Annotated in this window: 7 protein-coding genes; 2 read left to right on the top strand and 5 right to left on the bottom strand. The window is 32.9% G+C overall.

Annotated elements, in window-relative coordinates:
- Positions 1–285 (top strand): transposase (locus LRP81_RS22940; RefSeq protein ID WP_230505503.1); only part of this gene is annotated, 285 nt, incomplete at its 5' end.
- 318 nt (positions 286–603) lie between these two features.
- On the opposite strand, the gene LRP81_RS22935 is transcribed toward LRP81_RS22940, so the two are convergent.
- Positions 604–1,101 carry a DJ-1/PfpI family protein gene (locus LRP81_RS22935; RefSeq protein WP_230505502.1) on the bottom strand — a complete coding sequence of 166 codons (498 nt, stop codon included), beginning with the start codon at positions 1,099–1,101 and terminating at the stop codon, positions 604–606.
- 81 nt (positions 1,102–1,182) lie between these two features.
- Here LRP81_RS22935 and LRP81_RS23315 point away from each other — a divergent pair, with 81 nt between their 5' ends.
- Entirely contained in the window at positions 1,183–1,356 is a 174-nt protein-coding gene (locus LRP81_RS23315; RefSeq protein WP_399208224.1) for a VOC family protein, read from the top strand.
- 202 nt (positions 1,357–1,558) lie between these two features.
- Here LRP81_RS23315 and LRP81_RS22930 read toward each other — a convergent pair whose 3' ends face one another.
- The 4 genes from LRP81_RS22930 to LRP81_RS22920 form a co-directional block, all read right to left on the bottom strand.
- On the bottom strand, positions 1,559–1,990 hold the full coding sequence (locus LRP81_RS22930; protein WP_230505499.1) for a DoxX family protein: 432 nt from the start codon (positions 1,988–1,990) through the stop codon (positions 1,559–1,561).
- Positions 1,991–2,890: 900 nt separating this feature from the next.
- Positions 2,891–3,019: a hypothetical protein gene (locus LRP81_RS23310; RefSeq protein ID WP_263458284.1), complete on the bottom strand. Its 129-nt coding sequence runs from the start codon at positions 3,017–3,019 to the stop codon at positions 2,891–2,893.
- Positions 3,020–3,069: 50 nt separating this feature from the next.
- The gene (locus LRP81_RS22925) at positions 3,070–3,507 is read right to left on the bottom strand and encodes a hypothetical protein (RefSeq protein WP_230505497.1); all 438 of its coding nucleotides are present in this window, start codon (positions 3,505–3,507) and stop codon (positions 3,070–3,072) included.
- A 344-nt stretch (positions 3,508–3,851) separates the two neighbouring features.
- The coding region (locus tag LRP81_RS22920; RefSeq protein WP_317987117.1) for a hypothetical protein at positions 3,852–4,300 on the bottom strand (449 nt) is incomplete at its 5' end.

Raw genomic sequence — 4,300 nt, 5'->3', positions numbered from 1 at the left:
TCTTCAGGAAGATTTACAGCAACCAACAATCGCATAACGAAGAGAGGATCTAGAAGGTTAAGGCAAGCACTATATATGGCTGTGTACTGTGGAATTCGAGATGCCCGTAAACAAAAGACGAGCGAAACTGTTATACCCCGAAACAAGAAATTAAGAGAGTTTTACGATAAAAAACGCGATGAAGGTAAACCTTATAGAGTAGCGATCATTGCATGTGCTAATAAGCTTTTACACCTGATTTATGCGCTTTTAAATAATAAAACAATCTTCCAAGAATTAGCTTAATAGCTATATTTAACATTGTAAAACAAAACCTTCCAATAATAAAAAAACTGGAAGGTTATTTGGCATACCCACTTTTAGTATATCATCTAATCTTTCATTTTTTTAATGAAAATTGTTGACAACTATTAGCTGGTTTTGTTGAAGAACGAATATAATATTTTTATCTAAAGCAATCTCAATAGCGCCATTTCCGTTTATTGTACAAATTCAATAGTTTTTGCTGTTCTTTCAGCAGTAGATTTTCCCATAATTTGCTCAACAAGATATAATGCCATATTGATTCCTGAAGACACTCCACCTGAAGAAATGAAGTTACTATCATACGACCTTGTTGTCTGATACTACTCTTATATCAGGGTATTTTTCTTGTAACATTTTTAAAGCCAAATGGTGAGTGGTTGTCTTCTTCCCATTTAACAATCCAGTTTCACCTAAAATAATAGCTCCAGTACAGACTGAACATATATATTCAATACTTTTATGTTTAATAATCCATTTTTGAATCCTTTGGTTTTTAACCATAGTTTGGACCGCCCTTAAAGGTCCACCGGGAATGATTAGAATATCTAATTTAGGACTATTATCAATACTAAAATCAGGTACTACTTTTATCCCAGAATGTGTTAGTATTTGCTTTCCTGTTTCTGAAACAGTATATACCTTAAAAGGCCTAGTAGGTAACAAATGCTTTTTGTAAAGAGTAATGGCTTGCTCTGCTTTATTATTTGCAGTAAGTGATAACACTTCGGCTGGACCAGTAAAATCTAAAATATCTACATAATCATAAAGTAAAAAACCTACTTTCCTCCCTTTCACTCCAATACCACCTCCACAAGGATAATTCATCTTATTTTAACATTAAACCATTCATCATAATTTTTCACTTCATCTCTTCATTTGCATAGGTTTTCAGCATGTGACGATATTGAAAAGGAGTATCTTGAAATGAAAGACCGTGGAGTCACCTTTCATGGGGAACCGAAAAATGTTCCAGGCGGAAAAGGCGTAGGTTTTGAAGATTTGTATGTTAACGCATTTGACATATTTCAACCGATTTCAAATGCAATTTAAGTGGTGAATTGTTAAATTGGGGTACTCTTCTGTTTTTGTTAGGTTCTTTCATTGCTGTTATCTCAGCCTATCATTTTTATAACAGAGTATTGAATACAAAAAAACCCCCTCCGGTCAGGGGTTTTTATAGAACAATATTACAAGTTCCTTTTCAGGCATAGTTGATTCTATTAAATAATATAAAGAGATTCAGTAACAAATATTATTTATCATAAAACTTTATTTTTCTTTCCACAGGTCTAAAATACCAAGAAACACCAGTTAATATGAGAAGCAATAATGACTGATAAATATCACTAAATGGGTCTCCTAACACAAGATGTGATATAAGTGCTCCCAACATCGTATAGAAAAAACCTGCATAAGCCCATTCTTTAAGCAAAGGAAATTTAGGAATTAATATTGCTATCACGCCTAATATTTTTGAAGCTCCTAATATAATGAGGAAATATGATGGGTATCCCAGATGTGTCATCATATATACTTCTGCATCCATTCTCATAATTTGTACAATTCCTGCTGAAAGCATTCCTAGTGCTAACCATACAGTAGCAATCCAATAGATAATCTTTTTTCTCTTTGTCATGTTAGTCCTCCCCATTACATTTGTTTCTGCATTGATTATTCTTTTCATTTGTCTCCTCCTTTTCATTAGTATTATTCAGAACCCAAAATTAAAATAAGACACCAAATGGTGTCTAGTTAATTATAAGACACCATTTGGTGTCTAGTCAATAATATTTGGAAATTGTAGAGTTACATCCAAAGAACTGGTTATTGAAAGAAATACAATTATAGGTAGAATTTTTATAACTTAGTGGATGACATTTACAGTATAAAGACTGATTATTGCAGACAGAATGAGCCACTAGTGCAAACTTTTGAGCCACCTAATGCGGAGTAAGTGAGTCACGTAGGCTATATTAATAAATACCTCCTTTTAAACTAAATTGATATGCTTTCTACCAATCATTTAAAGATTCCCCATGTTGAAAAACAACTGCCGCATGTATGTAATCAATTCCAACCTTTTCCCCCCCACTAAGCCCGCTCCCAGGGGATACTCTATCTTGCCGAATGCGTATATTCTAGACTGAAATTCTCTTTAAGGAAGAGAAAACCTTGATTGTTCTGCGATAGTCAGAATAGTTAAGGTTTTTATATGCGTTGGAGATATAGGGTGATAAAAGGGGAATTTGAGAGAAGATTTACTTAAACAGATTTCTCCAGGTTGGGAACACATTAATTTTCCTTGGTGAATACCAATTTGATTCAAGTAAAGTAGCAAGTTTACATTCACTACGCCCTCTTAATAATACTAAAAGCCGATGATTTCTTAGCGGAGGAAAAACCGGCTTTTTTCATGTCGAAATTTGCTTAACGAATGTTTTTCTCTTTTATCTATACTTAGGAGTAAAAAATCTTAATTTGATATGGTAGGACTTCTTTAGCATGAAAGATTTTAAGTTTTTATTGGGAACTGTTGACAAAATATTAGCTGGTTTAGTTGATCAAAGAAGAATAGCAAAAGAATTCAATTCTGCGGCGGAATATATTCTCCTGTTTTTACATTAAAGCCAGCTACTTGCATTTTTGTCTGCTCGCTATCCCAACCTATTACTAACATAAGGGGGATATTTGTCGCTGTGTCTTTTCTAAGCATAAAATTGTAACCTTTTGCCCAATCTTTACCTGGATAAACACTACCCATTTTTAGAGCTTTTTAAGTAATTTAGGTGAATCGTAGTTAATATCCTCCAAGTTTGTAAACTCTTTTTTGGGATACGGTGAATCACCTTTCCTGGTTACATCCTGTGCTTGATTAATTTTACCCTCATGGATAGTGACTAAAAATAACTTATTAGTTTCTGGCACTCCAAAACTAATATTCCAATACTTTCTTTTCCCATTACTCCCAATTGACTTCCGAGGCTTATCTAAGTCTATATTTACAGCTTGTAATATTTGAGCATTTTCGTCCCATTCCAAAGCAGATGAATATGTCAAATCAATAGCTTGTTTCAATGACAGTTCTTGATTCTCAAAAAGTTCTAAGTTTTCTTTAAATGATTTCAATGAACTATCAGATGCTTCTTCAACTGGTCCAAAAGAAATTAACGACAGAATGACAACAGGGATTATAATCTTCATTTTCTCACAACCTTTTTAAGGTATATTCTTTCCAAAACTTATTTAACTATCCCTACACAATTACATGAATAAATGAGGCAAATCTACATATCCCATTGAAATAAGTTATATCTAATCCATCCTCTTCTAACATTCCTCCAATACCTTATAATTTTATATTCATGGGTATTAGAAAAGTTAAATAAATGAGAAAATACTTTATAATAATTTCACAATTAGAATCAGTAATCTTTACTCAACAATCTGGCCCTAAAATGAAAAATAGGCACGGATCCTTGTTCCTGGATTGCGCCCGATTGCTGAATAATTCACTAATGAAAATACATAATTCAAGTTAATGATTACTATTGCCCATCAATTTTCTTAAAAATCCTTGTATACATTTCCTTTATATGTTCATCCGATATTTCATCATTATACAAACCAAATTCCCAACTATTTATTGAGTTGCCTTCCTCAGCACTTAGTATCCTAACAGTATAACCATTTCCATGGGCCCAACCCCAAAAGTTAGAATATGCTTCATTTTTCACAATAAAAGGTATATGACTTTTAGCAGATACAAAGATGAATGGAATAGTCGAATTTAAGTAAACAACTGCGTATTGACTTTCAGCAGCTTGGGAGAGATTTTCTTTCATAATAAATACTGCATCATAACTATCCAAATTTATACTATTAAATTTATCAAAAGAAATTTGACTGAAACTCACTTGTTCCTCCTTAACTTCTGGTGGTTCTCCGACTGTTGCAATTCTTAAAGCATTGCCATCATACAATTCAAATTTTGTAG

It is taken from the genome of Sutcliffiella rhizosphaerae (assembly GCF_917563925.1).
Classification (GTDB): domain Bacteria; phylum Bacillota; class Bacilli; order Bacillales; family Bacillaceae_I; genus Sutcliffiella_A; species Sutcliffiella_A rhizosphaerae.
Note: the sequence above shows the minus strand (reverse complement) of the source record. Positions and strands in the feature narration are given on the sequence as shown.